The sequence below is a fragment of the Methanosarcina barkeri 3 genome, from assembly GCF_000970305.1.
GTDB lineage: Archaea > Halobacteriota > Methanosarcinia > Methanosarcinales > Methanosarcinaceae > Methanosarcina > Methanosarcina barkeri_A.
On the sequence record NZ_CP009517.1, the window covers coordinates 4420946 to 4438318 of the forward strand.

The window sequence follows — 17373 nt, forward strand, 5'->3', positions numbered from 1 at the left end:
CCTGTGAATTAATAACCTGTGAATTAATAACCTGTGAATTTATTCCCGATTACTTCAGTTTTAAGAGAACCTCAAGATAAAAATGAAACTCGTTTTTAGCTTCGCTGAAGGTCATATTTATAGCAAATTTTCGGCTATATTTTCTGAAATTACGTGCTCGCAGTAAAGGCAGCGTAGAATTACCCCTTCTTCTTCGGACTGGAGCACGGAAAATTTGGATTTTATAGGTTCGCTGCTGTTAGAAACACAGTTTGGATTGATACAGCGTACAACGCCTTCAACATAAGAAGGAAGTACAACTTTGTTTTTCTGAACTACTTCAAAATCCCTTATAATATTGATAGTAGCTTTCGGAGATATAAGAGCAATCCTGTTAAGCTCTTCGACGCTAAGTTCTTTACCTTCAATCTTCACAACGTCTTTTATGCCTGCGGCACCGGGTGCATTCATAACGAAACTGATAGTAGCTCGAAAAGCATTGGAAATCCCAAGTATACGCAGAACATTCAAGGCCTGTCCAGCCTTTATATGGTCGATCACCGTTCCATTTTCAATTGCCTGGATTTTCAGGTCTCTTTTTTCCTTCATTCAATCACTCCCGTAGCAAGAGCGAGAAGTGCCATCCGCGTGGGAACTCCATAAAAAGCCTGCTCGAAATAACATGCATACGGCGTTGAATCTACTTCAGGGGAGATCTCGTTGACCCGTGGCAGAGGATGGAGAATCTTAAGGCTAGGATCTGCATTTTTCAGCAGGTCACCTGTGACCCTCAACTTATTTTTGACCTTCTCATACTCCTCAGGATCAGGAAAACGTTCCCTTTGAACCCTTGTCATATAAAGAACTTCGACATCCCCAATTATGTTTTCCAGAGAATCAGTCTCTCTGATTCTGATATTATTCTTTTGAAGATCTCTGACAATTTCCAGGGGCATCCTGAGTTCAGGAGGTGAAACCAAAGTTATTTCAGCTCCATACAGAGATAGAGCATGACACAGGGAATGGACTGTTCTTCCATACTTCAGATCTCCTGCCATAGCGATCTTCAGACCCTCTAGATGACTTTCCCTACGAATAGTATAAAGGTCAAGGAAAGTTTGTGTAGGGTGGTGTAAAGAGCCGTCACCACCATTGATTATAGGAACACTTGAGAATTCCGCAGCCATTCGTGCTGACCCGTCAAGAGGATGACGCAACACTATAAGGTCTGCATAGTTGCTGATTACACGAATAGTATCGGCAAGATTTTCACCTTTCATTACCGAACTTGCCTCCACTGAACCCAGGTTGAGAACCTGTCCCCCAAGTCTCTGCGTAGCAGCCTCAAAAGACAGCCTTGTCCTTGTGCTTGGTTCAAAAAAAAGAAGAGCTATTATTTTTCCATCCAGCAACCGAGACCTCTTTTCACCTCTGGCTACAGGTTCAAGCTTTTCTGCCGTGTCTAGAACGTAATCGATTTCTTTCCGCGAAAAGTCTTTCATAGAGATGACGTTTCTGTTCTTAAATGACATCTTGTTTTCATAAAGTGGTTCCCAGAGATATAACCTTTGCTCCAGAAATTTCCAAAAGTATTGAGGTAATTAAGTCCTGTCACGGTAATTAAGTCCTGTCACTATACACTTCTAATTAGGTCCTGTTGCTGTATCTCAGTTATGGCGCTTTAATTAGATACTTTTTTGATAAATTCGAGCCAGAGCTTTGCGTCTTTAATCCTCTGATTAGCAAACTGTTCCTGAAAGCGCTTTGTGTTTTGTTTGAAAGTTCCGCTCTCAATCTCCTTCAGATCTGCTATTGCACGCAATAAGCCTGCAGTCTCATGATAGAGCTTTTTTGATTCTTCCGAAGTAAGGGACTTCCCTTCGAGATCTCTTTCATCCTTCATTTCCTTCGCTGAAAGAATTTCAATGTATTTCTCTATCCTGAATTTCTCAGTTTCACTGAGTTCATCTTTTTGAATCAATTCCCATACATAGTTGTGTAGAGGATAAGTTTCTCCCTCAAACTCAACATAATCCGGGATATATTGACCAACCCAGAACAGGCGAGAATGCAAAGCCGAAAGTAACTGCCTGCGTTCCTCATCTGTGATATAATTCCCAGAAGCGTTCTTCTCATATGTTCCAGGGTTATTTTCCATCATCTCCCCCCATAAACATTATGACATTAATTGAATTCTTATGACAATTGGCTAATATTTATTCCTTATCTATGAATATCAGATATGAAACAACACCGTGAATACAAAAACAGTCTCAAATAAAAAGAAATATAGGTAATGAAAACTCACATATAAAAATTGGATAATTCGAATCAAAATAAAAGGATAAATTTAAGAGAATTAAATTAAAAGGACCGATACAAAAAACCGGAAGTCCGAAAGAATAAATCCGGAGTGAAACAGGAATGAAAACAAACAGGAAAGAGCTGACAGATAAACACTTGAAAATTTCAGGCTTTCCTACTTCCCGCTTGAGGTGATACTATAGTTCCCATAATTCAGGTTGCACTTGATCTTCTGGAATTGGACCGTGCTGTAGAGATTGCGAAAGAGGCAATAAAAGGGGGTGCGGACTGGATCGAAATTGGAACCCCTCTGATCAAAAGTGAGGGAATGGATGCAATTCGCACCATGAGGAAAGCTTTTCCAGATCGGACCATTCTGGCAGACATGAAAACTGTAGATACAGGCGCTATAGAAGTAGAGATGGCAGCAAAAGCTGGAGCCGACGTCGTTATTGTGCTAGGAAGTGCAGATGATTCTACATTACTTGACGCACTCCGCTCAGCCCACAAATACGGAGTCAGGTTAATGGCAGATCTTATTTCGGCTCCAGATCCTGTAAAAAGAGTGATTGAACTTGAGGCTCTGGGTGTAGACTATGTTAATGTACATATAGGCATAGACCAGCAGATGATGGGAAAAGATCCCATATCACTTCTCAGGGAAATTTCACAGAGAGTTAACGTACAGCTTGCAGTCGCTGGAGGGCTTGATGCAAGTAGTGCAGTACAGGCGGTCAAAGCTGGAGCAAAGATTGTAATTGTCGGAGGAAATATCACCCATTCTGACAACGTAACCGAAGCCGCAAGAAAAATCCGGCAGAGTGTGGACTCCCCCGATGCTGTGGAAGTCCGAAATGTCGGTACTGTAGACCAGGAGATAAGGGAAATTCTTAAGGAAGTATCCACTTCAAACATTTCTGATGCCATGCACCGGAAAGGCGCAATGAAAGGAATTCACCCTCTGGTAAGAGGAAAAATGGTAGGAACTGCAGTTACCGTGCAGACTTTTCCTGGAGATTGGGCAAAGCCCGTAGAAGCAATTGATATTGCAAAAGAAGGAGATGTACTCGTTATTTATAATGAAAATAAGGATATTGCCTGCTGGGGAGGACTTGCAACCTGGAGCTCCTTAAACAAGGGAATTGCAGGCGTGGTAATAGAGGGTGCTGTCAGGGATATTGACGAAGTCGAAAACCTGGGACTTCCGATTTATACGAGTAATACAGTACCTAACGCCGGAGATCCTAAAGGTTTTGGAGAAATCAATGCTGAGATTACCTGCGGTGGCCAGACCGTGAAGCCAGGAGATTATATAGTGGGTGATGAAAGTGGTGTTGTGGTAATTCCAGCGGAAAGGGCATACGAGCTGGCAAGAAGAGCAAAAGAGGTTTATAAAACCGAAAAAAGACTTTTCGATGAAATCAAGAGAGGCGGGACGCTGTCTGAGATTATGAATCTGAAGAAATGGGAAAAACATTGAATGATCCCATTTTCAAGAGTTCAGGATGAAAACAAGAAAACATAAGTGAGAATAAAAACTAGTGAGAATAAAAGACTAGTAAGAATAAAAACTAGTGAGAATAAAAACTAGTGAGAATAAAAACAAAAGACTAGTAAGAATAAAAACTAGTGAGAATAAAAAACGAGTAAGAATAAAAATCGAAGAAAAACAACGAAGCTTGCAGGGAAGAGTTTTATTCGCCGTCTTCAGACTGAGAAAAACAAATCCTTGACATAAGAAGAGCCTTGAAAAATTTCATTTCTTCTTCCTGGCAGTTCTCACCCAACCTTGCCCGAAGCAGGGAATCCAGTTCAGCTTCCAAGCTTTCCAGGGCAGATTTTATCTGCTTTTGTTTTTTGGGTGGTAAGAGTCCTCCAATACCCCTAATATCTCCAGAAAGAGTGAGCTGTTCAAGTTGCCTGAAAATACTTCTAATACTCATACCCTGGATGTCAGCAATCTCATCGATTCCAAATCCTTTCGTAAAAAGTGAGAAAGTTCTTTGTAGAGAATCCTTTTCAGAAGAAACGGAGATAGAAGAATCTGCGCTGGCGGTACTTACAATTCCTAACTCAGATGACGTCTCTATCGAATCTATTTCCCTGAAGTCGTCTGCCGAAGAATTTTGCTCTGACCAATCCTGAATACTCGTATCCAGATACCTGCTCTTTTTGATCGGTAATTTGCAAACTTCTAAACTGTTGATTTTATCAGGTTCGGGATCTTGCATTACAGCTCCGAACGTCTCGATCTCAGCTTTGGGATTTTCATCATTTAGAGCAATTTCTTTTGAGCTTATTTCCTCTTGTTCAGGATCCTCACAGACAATCTTTAATTTTTCAGGTTTCTCAACAGATTTTTCAGGATTTTTACAAGCAATCTTTAATTTTGTAGGCTTTTCAGCAGATTTTTCAGCAAATTTCTCAGCAGGTACTAAATTGTAATCTCTGCAGTAGTTTTCGATTTCCTTGAGAAAAACCTCTCCGTATTTTCTTAATTTATGTTCTCCAACTCCTGTAATGGAATGAAACTCTTCAGAAGTGTGAGGAAATTTTGTAGCCATTTCCTTAAGGGAAGTGTCAGAGAAAATAATGTAAGGAGGAAGATTTTTCTGTAAAGCAATTCCCTTTCTTAGAGCTTTTAACCTTTCAAAAAGGATAGGATCGGGATCTTTTCCGGATATTATAGATTTTCTCGCCTCTGACGCTTTCAGAATGTCAGAAGCAACTGAAAATTTTTCTGGAAAAGACTCTTCTTCAGGTAAACCCGGATCATCGGTTTTTTTGCATTCTTTATCTATCACTGTAGAGGGCACAAAACTTTCTTCAGACTCAGGAGCAAAACCTTCAGGGCAGACAAGCTCTATTTGTTCCAGCCCTTTCAGTATTTTTCTACTCATGGCATTAAGTTTCAATACAGGATACTTTGTCCCACTTACGTCCAGAAGACCGGTGTTTATCATTTCGGAAGCTAACGATCTCCATTGTTCTTTTGTGAACTCCAGGCCACTGCTATGACTTTTCAACCTTTCGTGATGATTTTGCCGAATCTTTTTATTTTTTGAGCCTGTGAGGACATCGACAACATAGTTAGTGCCAAAGCGCTGGTTCAGTTCCTGGACGCAGGTTATCAGTTTTTTTGCAGCTTCCGTTCCGTCAAAGGTATCTTTAGGAGTAAGGCAGCAGTCACAGTTCCCGCAGGGCTCTGAAAGTTCTTCCCCAAAGTACTCCATCAAGGTCTGACGCCTGCATTTATTCCCCTCACAATAAGCTACCATCTGTCTTAACTGCACTAGAGAAATATCCTTTTCCTTTTCGTTTGTCTTTTGTGAAATAAAGTATTCAATCTTGAAACGGTCCCCTCTGCTGAAAAAAAGGATACATTCGCACGGGCTTCCATCCCTTCCTCCTCTACCGGTTTCCTGATAGTAGCTCTCAAGATTTCTGGGAAGGTCATAGTGGATTACAAAACGTACATTGGACTTATCAATTCCCATTCCAAAAGCAATTGTAGCTACTATGATGTCCATGTCATCTTTAATGAACATCTCCTGATTTCGGTTTCTTTCGGTATCCGAAAGTCCTGCATGGTATGGAAGGGCCCTGAAACCTGCAAGGTTCAGTTTTTTTGTAAGAGCCTCGACACTGTTTCGGCTCTGGCAGTAGATGATACCAGCTTCACCTCTATGCCTGCGCAGATAGTCAGTAATCTCGGAAAAAGTTTCCTTTTTCGGCCTGACTTCATAGTAAAGGTTTTTCCGGTTAAAACTGGCTACGTACGGACCTTTTTCCGGAGGAAGGCGAAGATTGAGTTGTGATACGATATCTTCTCGAACCCTTTCTGTGGCTGTTGCCGTAAGCGCAATAACTGGGATGTCAGGAAAACCTGTTTTAGGGTCTCTTAAAAGTTTCAATTTCCTGTACTCAGGCCGGAAATCATGTCCCCACTCGGAAATACAGTGTGCTTCATCAATTGCAAAGAGGCTGACCTTCCCTTTCTTTAAAAAGGCAAAAGTTCCTGGCATCATGAGTCTTTCTGGAGCTATGTAAAGGATTTTTAACCGATTTTCAAGAAAAGCTGTCTTCACATCTCGGTTTTCTCTTGCACTCTGGGTACTGTTCATGCAGGCTGCGGCAATACCGTTTGCTTCAAGCCCGTCAACCTGGTCTTTCATCAAGGAAATCAGTGGGGAAACAACAATTGTAACCCCTTCCATGAGAAGGGCAGGCAGCTGGTAACATATCGATTTGCCCCCGCCGGTAGGCATGAGCACGAAAACATCTTTTCTTTCAAGAACATCCCTTATGATTTCCTCCTGCAACGGACGAAAGGATGTGTATCCGAAATAATGGTGTAGAGCTGAGTACATTCTGGCAGACAGAGAAGGCACGGGCTCAAGCTCACGTTTACTCGCCCTCAAGAAGTCATACTCAGTGCTCATTTTCGATCCCCCTGAACAGTAAAATTAATATCATGCCAGAATATAAACCCCGGAAGATCCAGGAAAATCAAAGTATGGACACGTTATCGTGCACAGACATATCCTCGATATTTCAATTTTTACAATCGATCTTTTTATGTTTATGAAAACTGTCCCGCTATGCTATAATTATTCTTAGATAGTGAAGAGTTAGATATCAGTATAAAATGTGTCAGGTATGGAATCCTGATGCTGTGATGTTTTACGCTCATCATATTTAAGTTGCAGGTTTACGGGGTGAAAGTATTCGGCCGTATTAGCTGCAAAATCTGGATACATAAACTGGATACATGTCAGAGATTTCTAAAAAATAGTAAAGTTCAAAAAAGGTTCAGAAAAGAAAATTACATCGCAAAATTATGAAAAGTTGGAAAAGGATTAAAAATTGCAATAATCAGACTTTTACCGGTTTATGGCGTCAAAGTTATTAATGTTTGATATGAGGTAAAGATAGGAAGATAAGAAGTGTGGCTACACCCAGGCACTTCTTGTCTTCCTCTTAAGATAACTCTTTTAACAACCAGCTATGTTTTCTACAGTTTTCCATTATGTTTTCCACAGTTTTCCGTTATGTTTTCCACGTTTTCCGTTATGTTTTGCGCAGTTTTCCGTCCACTGTAAGTTTTCTTTATTCCAAAAATTTTTCCCGCTTCAGTCTACAAATCCCTTGTCTTTTACCATCCATTCCAGGGTGTCAGCTATTCTTTTCTGCGACTCTGCAAGACTTTCCAGGGACTTTGCAATGCTTTCAAGCGTATCGATAAGCTCATAGTTCTCACTACCCATTCCTATCACCAATTCTTCTCCCGGATTTTAATAGGAATATTTTTGGAAAAGCTTTGTATATAATTCTAATTTCTAATTTTCTGGAAAGGGTCAGGATTCTTGTATATTGTCGGCAGCATGTAACTTAAAATCACCTTACATTGACATCCTTATTGACATCCTTATTGACATCCTTATTGACATCCTTATTGACATCCTTATTGACATCGTTTCTGCCTTTAATAACCTATGACGAGCCATTGTTTGTTGCAACTACTGGACACCCTACCGGAATATTTTTCGGATACACCATCATTAGACGGTCCATATAGCCTACACTGCAAATATCATTAAATATAGTGCTGAGTAATTGCTCGGATACTACATTTTTTGGGTTCCCCTTTGCAACCAGACTTCCCCGATACATGACAATAACATCGTCACAGAACCATGAAATGTGGTTTGGGTCATGGCTACAGGCCAGTATGGTTGTCCCTTTCGTGGAGATCTTTTTTAGAATATTCCATATTCTTATCTGATTGCAAAAGTCCAGAGCGGATGTAGGCTCATCCAGTAGCATCAGCGGCGTTTCCTGTGCCATAGCCCTTGCGATGAGCACAAGCTGGCGTTGACCGCCGCTGAGCTGGTTGTAAGGTTTGTCGGCGAGATGGGATATCTCAAGTGCCTCCATGGCTTCCTTGACCTTACTCTTATCGTCTTCGGAAATGCCGAAGATACCACCCATGTGAGGAGTCCGGCCCATCAGCACGACTTCCTTGACAAGGTACGGAAAAGGAGGCTTGTGTTCCTGGGGCACGTAAGCGACAAGTTTTGCCAGCTCCTCGATCTTTTTTCTCTTAACATTACACCCATCGATGGATACACTACCGCTGTTGTACTTAAGAAAACCCATACAACATTTGAACAGGGTCGTTTTCCCGGAACCATTTGGCCCGAAAAGTCCGCATAAAGAACCTTTCTCTACCCTGAATGAAATATCTTTGAATAAGGGTACTCTATTATACCCAAAGCTCAGGTTATCTACTTTTAACATATAATCACCCAAAGATCTCCTTTTCTTTACTACGGAGAAGATACAAGAGGTAAGGTGCACCCACAATAGCCGTGACGATTCCTATAGGAATTTCTGCCGAGGTTAGAGTACGCGCAAGTGTATCACAAAAGATAATGTAAACACCGCCCATCAACGCTGCTGTGGGAATGACAAAACGGTTATCCGGCCCCTGAATTAGGCGAGCCGCGTGTGGCATCATCAGGCCAACCCATGCGACAATCCCTACCGAAGATACGCAGACTGCAGTCACAAGTGTGGCCAGGACGATGAAAATAAACTTGAAAATTTCCGGATTCACACCCAGTGCACGGGCTTCCTCGTCACCCATGGAAAGGACATTCAGCTTCCACCCGAAGAACCACATAATAGCTACGGATATTAACACCACAGGCACAGTCAACCTTACGTCATCCCATTGAGTGTAGTAGAAGCCACCCATCATCCAGAAGACAATTTCCCTCAGTTGCGTATCATTTGAAAGGTATTTCATGATGGAAACAAACGCAGAAAATATCGAACCTATTATGATACCGGCAAGTACCAGCGTGACCACGGGCGTCTGTCCCCTGCTCCTTGCCAGCGTGTACGCAAGGAATACAGAAAGCAAAGCAAACAAGAAAGCGCCAAGCTGTATAGAAAAAAAGATATGAGGATAGACAATCCCCAAAGCTGCACCGAATGCTGCACCTGAAGATACTCCAAGAATGTACGGTTCTACAAGAGGGTTGCGAAAACATCCCTGATAAATTGCCCCTGCCACAGAGAGTCCAATACCTACGGTTATAGCCATAATAACCCTCGGGAAGCGGATGTTCCAGACAATCGTATTTTTCAGCTTATCCAGGGAATCAACAATATCAGGTGAGAATAGATGAGTGGCAATGATAGAATATACTTCCACTATAGAAATCTGATAGGTTCCCAGACAAATTGTGACCATCCCGCCTGCCACCATAACAACAGCGAGAAAGAACATTATACACAGCTTTCTTCCTTCAAAAAAATCGAGGGTAGTATGAGTCGATATTTTCACTTCAGTTGATACTTCTTCCATAATTTACACCTAGAAATCAGACTCTACTGTCCAGTCAAGGTACTGAGCCGATCTGATTTTTTCTGCTGTTGCAAGATCCACTCCGTATATGTCCTGGTACAGTTTCAACGCAAAATCACTGACCTTGATATCCTGGAAACGATCAGGATAGCAACCCTTAGCGACAATCAGCAAATCCAGAGGATACTCTAAACGACGGTCACAGTTTCTCGGCGTGTAAGGCATGGAATAGATACGCTTGTTTTTCACGGCCTTGAGTTCCTGCATATTCTGGTAATATATTGAATCCTGAAGTTCGATAGGCGGATGATACCCAGAATATGTGGGCAAAAAAATCACATCTGGATCTAATGCCAGTACCTGTTCGGCATTGAGTAGCTTTCCCGAACCGGTGTCTTGGTAAGCATTCTTACCATCAGCAACAGTCTCAAGAATGTACGATTCCGGAGTGTCAATTCCGCTTACATACCCTGCACCACCACTTTGTCTGGCCTTGGAAGAGAGCCCGAGATACAGAGCTGTGACCTTTTCGTCCTCAGGAATATCTCTGGTCCTGTCCACAATCATCTTTTCCGTGTTATTCAGGTAGTCTGCCAGAACCATTGCTTCTTCCTCCTTATCGAATAACTGTCCGATTATGCGCATCTCATCGCGCATAGTTTCCAGGCCGGAATTATTGTAGTTGTTCGGTGAATAGAGCACGATTACGGGTATGCCCAGAGACTCGATTGTTGATATCTTTTTATTGTTATTTTCAATATCGTTGGCACCCATAGAGCAGTCACCGACCCTTATAATTAGTACATTAGGGTTCGCACTAGCCAGTTTTTCGTAATTAATGATGGTCATGCCTGACGAAGACTCCGTACAGGATACATTAGATAGCCATGGACTAACAACGCAAATTGTGTTTGACCCACCGCTAAAAGTGTAATTTGTACCGGAATTAAGAGTAATATTTGACTGTTTAAATGAACTGGAACCCAGCCCAATTGAACCGACTGAGACTATTTTATCAATTTCACTAAGATTCGTCAGGACGCCTTCAACGAACCCGTCGTCGATTGTAGCAATACGCTGGATATCCTTCGGAACTTTTACCTGTACTCCACGCATATCCGTTACATATCTGTACTGTTCATCAGAATCTGATGTTGCCGTCGATGAGTTTGTGGCAGCTGTAGTAACCTGGCCTGTTTGTTCACTGCATCCTTCTATCGATACAATAAAGAGAATAATGAATACACACAAAACAAAGCCCTTTTTAGAATTAAAATAACTTGAAAGCTTGCCAATTCTATTATTATTAGGCTTACCGTTCATATATGATCCCTGTAACAATAAACTACGTGTTTGTATTACTTTTTACTACATAACTTTACCGAATTAATTTTTATGGATATAATTAAATTAGATAATAAGAAATGTTATTAAAAATCTATAAAATAGCAAAGAAATAATCAATAAATTTAGTATAAAGGATTAAAAATGGCAAGATACAACTATCTTTAATTTTTTCAGGAGCACGTTGGGAGGTAGTATGAAGACATCTATATTTTTAATAATTGCTTTCTTACTTCTTACTGCGTTGCCTTTGATCGTTTATGCGGACAATACAAAACCGGTCACTATTATATATCTCTATGACGAAAGCTGTCAACGATGTACCGAAGCAATGCCAGTAGTCAGACAGGCCGTTGAAGAAGCCCGTGAAGAAGGCATATATGTCGATTACCAGGAAATCAGGGTAAATTCAAGAAAAGGAATATTTTATATCGATCATTATAGTCTGACAGAGATCCCGGACCTTATCATTGATAATCATACGGTCATTGGCCCAACAAATCTGGGAGGAGAATACGGAACAGTTCTAAGTGATATTAAGAATACAATAGTGTCTTCTTACGAGTATGTTTCTCCAGTGACTGTGCGTACAATTGCGGAAAAAAAGTATAAAATTGACAGTAACGTCACAGTAACCGTATATATATCCAACCGGGGTAACACAGCTATTAATGCCAGTCTTTCCGGAGGGTTAACAGAGGGCTCTAAATTAGTTTCAGGACAATTTTACTGGAGCGGCCCATTACAGCCGGGTGCTGAGGAGAAGGTCACATATGTGTTATCGGGAGGAAATACCTCTTACATGTTCCCTTCTGCCGTATACTATGAGGATGACTGCGGTAGTCATATTATCACAGACAATTATGTGCCCGTCACGATTCCGGTGTTCTCAGTTCCCATTGCATTTGCATCTGGAATCATGGCTGCGTTTTCCCCATGTATCTTCGCAGTTATGGCATATATGGCCACGCTGGCAGCCTCTGGTAAGAAACGACATTCGCTGCTGATTAACATAATAGCTTTTTCGGCAGGGCTGCTTTTTATGTATTCATTGATTGGTGCCTGCTTCTACAGGATTAGTGTAACCATGCCCTCAATGTATAATCTAGCCAAATATTTGATAATCTTCTCAATGCTCGTCATCGGTTCTGTCATGATACTCAAAACATTATTCCACTATGAACTCAGTCTCTCGGATGCAGAGTTCCGGAAATTAATTGCTCTGCTGAAACCTTATAACAAAATAAGCATGGCTGGCTTCAGCTTTGCAATAGGGTTAGGATTCGGCCTGATAAAAATGCCCTGCACCGGCGGGCCATATCTTGCAATACTTGGCATGATGACCGACCAGAATAGCTCATTTCAGGATTTATATTACCTTCTGGCATATAATGCAGGCATCGTGTTCCCGATATTAGGGCTTGGGATATTGCTCACCACCGGGCTTTCCGCCCGCAGACTAGATGCGATCAGAATACGATACCGGACATTTATAAATATCACAACTGGAATCACTCTTTTTATTCTGGCCGCAATGCTGGCATTTAACATAGTATGAGCAATAAGTTATAGTAGACCAGTACGATAGAAGTTAACCAACTTGGCTTTTAAACCGGAACTTGTCAATAAATAAACACATGAGTAGAATAAGACTTTTTTTAGTATTTATAATATTTTGTAATACATGAAATATAAAATAGGCAAGTTTATTAAGGGTCATAGTTATTAAAGTGCTACGAATATTTTACTATTAATATTTATTGACATATTTTTGAATACTGAATATAATGATTTTCCAACTTGAATCAGTATTTATCATAAAAAATAAAATTTTCAGAAGCTTTGTTCCTTAATAGGTACAAAGGACTGCAGATAATAGTAACCAATAAGTGATCGAGGTTGAGCTTTTTTATGGCTAAGTTGATAGTTTTTACGTTTCTAATTATACTCATTAGCTTGCCGTTTGCCGGATGTCTATCAGAAAAAGCCACTTTGCCAGCGACAGTTCCATCGACAAACGATGAATCCAGTAACATCACAGATATGAGAGGTATTCAGGTAAAAGTACCAAAAAATGTTACAAGAGCTGCCGTAATCAGTGACGGTTTCGTCGAATGCATGATGATCAGCCTGGGTGTCCAGGATACTATTGTGTCTGTTGGTACCACAATCACCACAAATAGTACATGCGTAATCCCGAGTGTTAAGGGAGAAAATATTACGTATGAGAATGGTCAAAACACGATGCTTTACCTGGATCCTTCATTAAATAATACAATCAGGTTGACACCCCAGCAGTACAACGTTATCAGTTACGAAACGCTTGCGAGTTCGAATCCGGATGTCATTATTCTCAGGGTTGGGGATTGTTCGGTTGGATGGGACAACCGTGATACCATGAATAAGACTATCGAAACAATGGAGGCACTTGGAGTCCCTGTGATAGTCCTCTATTCTCCTACATATTATTCGAATTCGGACCTTTCTTCTATAAGAGAAGAAATGAGAATTATCGGACAAATTTTTGGTAAAGAGAAGGACGCTCTTGAGTTAGCTGATTACATCCAGAGCACGGAGAAGATGATATCGGACAGGACAAAGGATATACCTGAGGCTAGCAAGCCTACGGTGTTGTACTTCGGTCTTTCGCCCAATGCCAGGAAAGCAGGAGGCTCAGGCCATTCGTGGGGTGTAGATACACCCGAATCATACACAATTGAAGGCATCGTACATGCGAAGAACGCTTACAGGGATACAGGCACTTCAAAAATACTGAACACTGAGCAGGTTCTGACCATGAACCCTGATATCATATTACTGGCTACCTCATGGGGATACCATCCTGCCAGGGAACTTTACGAAGCACCTTACTACCAGAATCTGAAAGAGCTAAGCGCGATTAAGAATAAAAAAGTTTATTCGATGCCATGGACACCCTCAAATTGCGCTCGACGCCTGGAATACCCCATTGACCTGATGATAACTGCGAAAGCATGTTACCCGGAGAAGTTCCAGGACATCAAAGTCCACGAATGGGTGTTGGACTTCTACAAACATGTCTACCATGTCGATGACGAAACCGCCAGGGGTCTCAGGTCAGTGCAATGGCTCGATTGGATGGAAGAGGAGGACTTTTGAGATTTTTGAGAATTTTGAGATAATTTTTGATAGGAATGTTCTAGAAGAATATGTTAGGAGGATTTTTATGATGAATAACACAATCGACTACGGAGAGATCTGGAAAACGATGAGGGAAGAGAGCAAGAAGACGAACTTTGAGAGTGATAGGTTCTGGACAATGGAAGAGGCAGTTAAATATGACACTCAGATTAAGATGAACAATTGGAATTTTTCGAGAAACCTGATTCAGAGGATCGATTTCACACCTGATTCTAAAGTCCTGGATATCGGAGCTGGTCCCGGTACACTGACCATACCGCTCGCCGGCATGGTTAAGCACGTCACTGCCGTAGAACCCTCCGATGGTATGTTATACTGCCTTAAAGAGAACATCAAAGCAAAGGAGTTGAATAACGTTTCCTGGATCCAGAAGAAGTGGGAAGAAGTTGATCTCAGAGACCTGGACGCTCCTTACGATGTAGTTGTCGCTTCGTTTTCTTTGGCCATGCCGGACATAAGAGAGGCAGTAATTAAAATGAACAATGTGTCCTCTAAATATGTCTACTTGAACTGGTTCGCAGGTATGCCGTCTTGGGAAAAGACATATGCTGAAGCGTGGCAAAGGGTTCATGGTACCCCATATAACATTCATCCGCAGATCGACTGTATATATAAGGTTCTTTATGACATGGGGATATATCCAAATATCACCGTATATCCTGATTACTGGGAATTGGTCTACCCAAGAATGGAAGACGCAGTTACTCACTACAAGCGGATTGTCAATGCAACTACTGCCGAACATGAAGAAATACTAAAAAAATACATATCTGAGACTTTTTCCTGCGAGAATGGAGCTGTCAGGATGAAAGAAAAATCATACAATGCCTGGCTATGGTGGGAGAGGTCATAAGTCGGCACGGATGGCGTCCTATATGCCATCCAACACATTTTTAACATATCTTATATGACAGGACTCCATCCCATCAGTATTTGAGTACTTACATAGTTGAAATAAAAAACAGTAGCATGAGAATCTCTATTTTCACCAAATATGGGGGAAATTACTTATTATTCAGTAATTCATCAGTGACTGGTAATTTGCAATTAAGTGGTTGATGTTTTAATATTCGGTATCCAGTTTAGCGAGATTTAGTTTTCAACATTAGAACAAATCTGCTCTCTAACTTCACTGAAGTACAGAACAAAAAGGTCGGAAAAGAAGTACTCAGTAGATTTTAGAGACATGTGGATCCAATAACAAAGACAACCTTTTTTCTACTATACCTGTGAACTACCCCACCCTGTCGCTTCGCTCCGAGGGTGGAGCTTCCTTCGAGTGATTACGTCATTTGGATATTTGCAGTGATGCAGGTATCCATCTGTAATCCTGTTTGTCGAAGATTATCAGAAAATTTCTGATAGCTTGTCCACAAAGCATTTTGTGATAAGAACCGCTTCATGATGTTGATAGCACTATTTCTATCTCTATCAATTACGTTTCCGCAATCACAATTCATAGTTCTTTCCCAAAGAGGCATATCGTGCCTTTTTCCGCAAACACAACACTCTTTGGATGTATAGCTTTCATCAATTCTTATTACTTTTTTACCTGCAAGCTCTGCTTTGTAGGTCAAGAATTCGGTGAATCTGGAAAGATATCCTTGATTTTGTGTTGATCTGTTCTGAGAACGCTTTCTTTTTCCAGTTACTTTCTTTGATTGAGCCATACTTTTTAAGTTAAGATCACCCACGATTACTGTATTTGCTCTGGTGTTCTCGATCATGGTTTTAGAAAGTTTATGCTGAAAATCTTTGATCTGATTAGATTTCTTTGCTTCCATTTTCCGATAGGTTCTGTGCAACCTTATCCATTTTCTGCTTCCTTTTTTACAATGATCTCTTCTGGATTTGATTGTATCTATTTTTGTATTCCAGTATTGATCTGCTCTAGGCGTTTTAACTTCAAAGAATTTACCTTGAGTATTTACTGCTGTCACTATTTTTGTAATTCCTAAGTCTATTGCTTGATACAAATCGTTATCAATATACTCTGTGATTGGAATTTCTTCGTATGTTATGGATACAAAGAATTTTCCTCTGCCCTTATAGGGGTCATCATTGTAGATTTCAATCTGCTTGATTTCCAACAAATCAAAAGCATTTCCAATCTCAAAAGATAATGGAATTTCATTTACTTTATGAGAGAAACTGAGTTTCCCATTATTGATTTTGAATCCACTCTGATTGTAAACAAGAGTCATGAAGTATTTTCCACTTCGGAACTTTGGAGATCTTGCAGATTTATCACCATTTTTCCAGAGCGAGAAGAATGATTTATAATTAGCATCAAGTTTTTTCAGAACCGATTGCAGTACTTTGGAATACACCATATTGTACTGAGGAAATTTTTCTTTTAGTGCTGGAAGTTGATTCTGTTGTTCTACGTACTTTACACTTCTCTGTTCAGTTTTCCACGCATCTTTTCTTTCAGCTAAAGCGAAATTATAGAGGCATCTGCACTGTTCAGATAGTTGCCAAAGAACATCTACCTGTTCTTCAGTCGGATTTATCTTGATCTTCTTCGTCAGATGCATATTTGCCTTGATTCTCCACGTATTTTTTAAGTACGTCTAGGGTTACTTGCCCTGTCGATGCGATAAAATACGATCTTGACCAGAACGTATCTTCCCATAACATAGTCTTTACTTCAGGGAAGTTTTTACGAATCTCCCTTGAAGTTATAGTTTTGATTGTGTTGATGTATTTTGGAATATCAAGTGAAGGTTTTGCTGAAAATAATAAGTGGAAGTGATCTTTGTCACACTCAATATTCAGTACTTCAACATCGTATGTTTCACTTATGTTATGAATTTTAGTTTTAAGAAAATCGACAACTAAAGGATTCGTTAGAGCTTTTCTTCTATATTTCACACACTGAACGAAATGATAATGGAGTGAATATACAGAATGGCTTCCACGATCTAGTTTATACTGCATAGTTATCACTATGTTGATGTAACTATATGTATATAAATAATTATGCTACTGTGGTTTTGTAGAAGTTAACGGCTTTCATCCCCCACCTGTCGGGCTACGCCCTCCGAGGAAGGGGACTTCCCGCCTTAAAGTTAAATATCAAAACCCCCATGCACAAACTCATATATCACACTCATATATCACAATAAAATAATCAGACCCAGATAATTCTGTTAACGTTCACTGATCACGATCATTTTTTCAAAGGATTT

Annotated in this window: 15 protein-coding genes; 5 read left to right on the forward strand and 10 right to left on the reverse strand. The window is 40.6% G+C overall.

What is annotated here, in order from left to right; all coding sequences use genetic code 11:
- Positions 1–117 precede the first annotated feature (117 nt).
- From pyrI to MSBR3_RS18120, 3 genes are all read right to left on the reverse strand, one after another.
- Complete coding sequence (pyrI, locus tag MSBR3_RS18110) at positions 118–588, reverse strand: aspartate carbamoyltransferase regulatory subunit (RefSeq protein WP_048109642.1); 471 nt, start codon at positions 586–588, stop codon at positions 118–120.
- Positions 585–1511 (reverse strand): aspartate carbamoyltransferase, encoded by a 927-nt coding sequence (gene pyrB, locus MSBR3_RS18115; protein WP_048109644.1) that lies wholly within the window; start codon positions 1509–1511, stop codon positions 585–587. The genes pyrI and pyrB overlap by 4 nt, the downstream gene beginning before the upstream one ends.
- A gap of 149 nt (positions 1512–1660) precedes the next feature.
- A complete protein-coding gene (locus tag MSBR3_RS18120) occupies positions 1661–2140 on the reverse strand; it encodes a DUF5788 family protein (RefSeq protein WP_230627617.1) in 480 nt (159 codons plus the stop codon).
- 342 nt (positions 2141–2482) lie between these two features.
- Between MSBR3_RS18120 and hxlA the strand changes: the two genes are divergently transcribed.
- The gene (gene hxlA, locus MSBR3_RS18125) at positions 2483–3763 is read left to right on the forward strand and encodes a 3-hexulose-6-phosphate synthase (RefSeq protein ID WP_155396859.1); all 1281 of its coding nucleotides are present in this window, start codon (positions 2483–2485) and stop codon (positions 3761–3763) included.
- 214 nt (positions 3764–3977) lie between these two features.
- Here hxlA and recQ read toward each other — a convergent pair whose 3' ends face one another.
- Entirely contained in the window at positions 3978–6725 is a 2748-nt protein-coding gene (gene recQ / locus MSBR3_RS18130; protein WP_080942373.1) for a DNA helicase RecQ, read from the reverse strand.
- Between the two features lie 690 nt (positions 6726–7415).
- A complete protein-coding gene (locus tag MSBR3_RS20535) occupies positions 7416–7559 on the reverse strand; it encodes a hypothetical protein (protein WP_155396860.1) in 144 nt (47 codons plus the stop codon).
- A gap of 97 nt (positions 7560–7656) precedes the next feature.
- On the opposite strand from MSBR3_RS20535, the gene MSBR3_RS21570 reads away from it, so the two are divergent.
- The gene (locus MSBR3_RS21570; RefSeq protein WP_268989098.1) at positions 7657–7782 is read left to right on the forward strand and encodes a hypothetical protein; all 126 of its coding nucleotides are present in this window, start codon (positions 7657–7659) and stop codon (positions 7780–7782) included.
- On the opposite strand, the gene MSBR3_RS18135 is transcribed toward MSBR3_RS21570, so the two are convergent.
- From MSBR3_RS18135 to MSBR3_RS18145, 3 genes are read right to left on the reverse strand one after another with little or no spacing between them, the layout of a single operon-like run.
- A complete protein-coding gene (locus MSBR3_RS18135) occupies positions 7777–8583 on the reverse strand; it encodes an ABC transporter ATP-binding protein (protein WP_048110689.1) in 807 nt (268 codons plus the stop codon). The genes MSBR3_RS21570 and MSBR3_RS18135 overlap by 6 nt on opposite strands.
- 4 nt (positions 8584–8587) lie before the next feature.
- Positions 8588–9658 (reverse strand): FecCD family ABC transporter permease, encoded by a 1071-nt coding sequence (locus tag MSBR3_RS18140; RefSeq protein ID WP_048109650.1) that lies wholly within the window; start codon positions 9656–9658, stop codon positions 8588–8590.
- Positions 9659–9667: 9 nt separating this feature from the next.
- Complete coding sequence (locus tag MSBR3_RS18145; protein ID WP_048109652.1) at positions 9668–10981, reverse strand: iron ABC transporter substrate-binding protein; 1314 nt, start codon at positions 10979–10981, stop codon at positions 9668–9670.
- A 217-nt stretch (positions 10982–11198) separates the two neighbouring features.
- Between MSBR3_RS18145 and MSBR3_RS18150 the strand changes: the two genes are divergently transcribed.
- From MSBR3_RS18150 to MSBR3_RS18160, 3 genes are all read left to right on the forward strand, one after another.
- The gene (locus MSBR3_RS18150) at positions 11199–12560 is read left to right on the forward strand and encodes a cytochrome c biogenesis CcdA family protein (protein WP_048109653.1); all 1362 of its coding nucleotides are present in this window, start codon (positions 11199–11201) and stop codon (positions 12558–12560) included.
- Between the two features lie 353 nt (positions 12561–12913).
- Positions 12914–14140, forward strand: coding sequence for an iron ABC transporter substrate-binding protein (locus MSBR3_RS18155; RefSeq protein ID WP_052723472.1), 1227 nt, complete (start codon positions 12914–12916; stop codon positions 14138–14140).
- 67 nt (positions 14141–14207) lie between these two features.
- Positions 14208–15035 carry a class I SAM-dependent methyltransferase gene (locus MSBR3_RS18160; protein WP_048109655.1) on the forward strand — a complete coding sequence of 276 codons (828 nt, stop codon included), beginning with the start codon at positions 14208–14210 and terminating at the stop codon, positions 15033–15035.
- A 430-nt stretch (positions 15036–15465) separates the two neighbouring features.
- On the opposite strand, the gene MSBR3_RS18165 is transcribed toward MSBR3_RS18160, so the two are convergent.
- Positions 15466–16719, reverse strand: coding sequence for an RNA-guided endonuclease InsQ/TnpB family protein (locus tag MSBR3_RS18165; RefSeq protein WP_048106146.1), 1254 nt, complete (start codon positions 16717–16719; stop codon positions 15466–15468).
- Complete coding sequence (gene tnpA / locus MSBR3_RS18170; RefSeq protein WP_048106147.1) at positions 16682–17122, reverse strand: IS200/IS605 family transposase; 441 nt, start codon at positions 17120–17122, stop codon at positions 16682–16684. The genes MSBR3_RS18165 and tnpA overlap by 38 nt, the downstream gene beginning before the upstream one ends.
- Between the last annotated feature and the right edge of the window lie 251 nt (positions 17123–17373).

What these genes read in the sequence shown, in the direction of transcription:
- MSBR3_RS18120 (WP_230627617.1), bottom strand. Translation starts at nt 2,140, where the DNA reads ATGATGGAAAATAACCCTGGAACATATGAGAAGAACGCTTCTGGGAAT.
- MSBR3_RS18135 (WP_048110689.1), bottom strand. Translation starts at nt 8,583, where the DNA reads ATGTTAAAAGTAGATAACCTGAGCTTTGGGTATAATAGAGTACCCTTA.
- MSBR3_RS18155 (WP_052723472.1), top strand. Translation starts at nt 12,914, where the DNA reads ATGGCTAAGTTGATAGTTTTTACGTTTCTAATTATACTCATTAGCTTG.
- MSBR3_RS18160 (WP_048109655.1), top strand. Translation starts at nt 14,208, where the DNA reads ATGATGAATAACACAATCGACTACGGAGAGATCTGGAAAACGATGAGG.
- MSBR3_RS18140 (WP_048109650.1), bottom strand. Translation starts at nt 9,658, where the DNA reads ATGGAAGAAGTATCAACTGAAGTGAAAATATCGACTCATACTACCCTC.
- recQ (WP_080942373.1), bottom strand. Translation starts at nt 6,725, where the DNA reads ATGAGCACTGAGTATGACTTCTTGAGGGCGAGTAAACGTGAGCTTGAG.
- MSBR3_RS18150 (WP_048109653.1), top strand. Translation starts at nt 11,199, where the DNA reads ATGAAGACATCTATATTTTTAATAATTGCTTTCTTACTTCTTACTGCG.
- MSBR3_RS18145 (WP_048109652.1), bottom strand. Translation starts at nt 10,981, where the DNA reads ATGAACGGTAAGCCTAATAATAATAGAATTGGCAAGCTTTCAAGTTAT.
- pyrB (WP_048109644.1), bottom strand. Translation starts at nt 1,511, where the DNA reads ATGTCATTTAAGAACAGAAACGTCATCTCTATGAAAGACTTTTCGCGG.
- tnpA (WP_048106147.1), bottom strand. Translation starts at nt 17,122, where the DNA reads ATGCAGTATAAACTAGATCGTGGAAGCCATTCTGTATATTCACTCCAT.
- MSBR3_RS18165 (WP_048106146.1), bottom strand. Translation starts at nt 16,719, where the DNA reads ATGCATCTGACGAAGAAGATCAAGATAAATCCGACTGAAGAACAGGTA.
- pyrI (WP_048109642.1), bottom strand. Translation starts at nt 588, where the DNA reads ATGAAGGAAAAAAGAGACCTGAAAATCCAGGCAATTGAAAATGGAACG.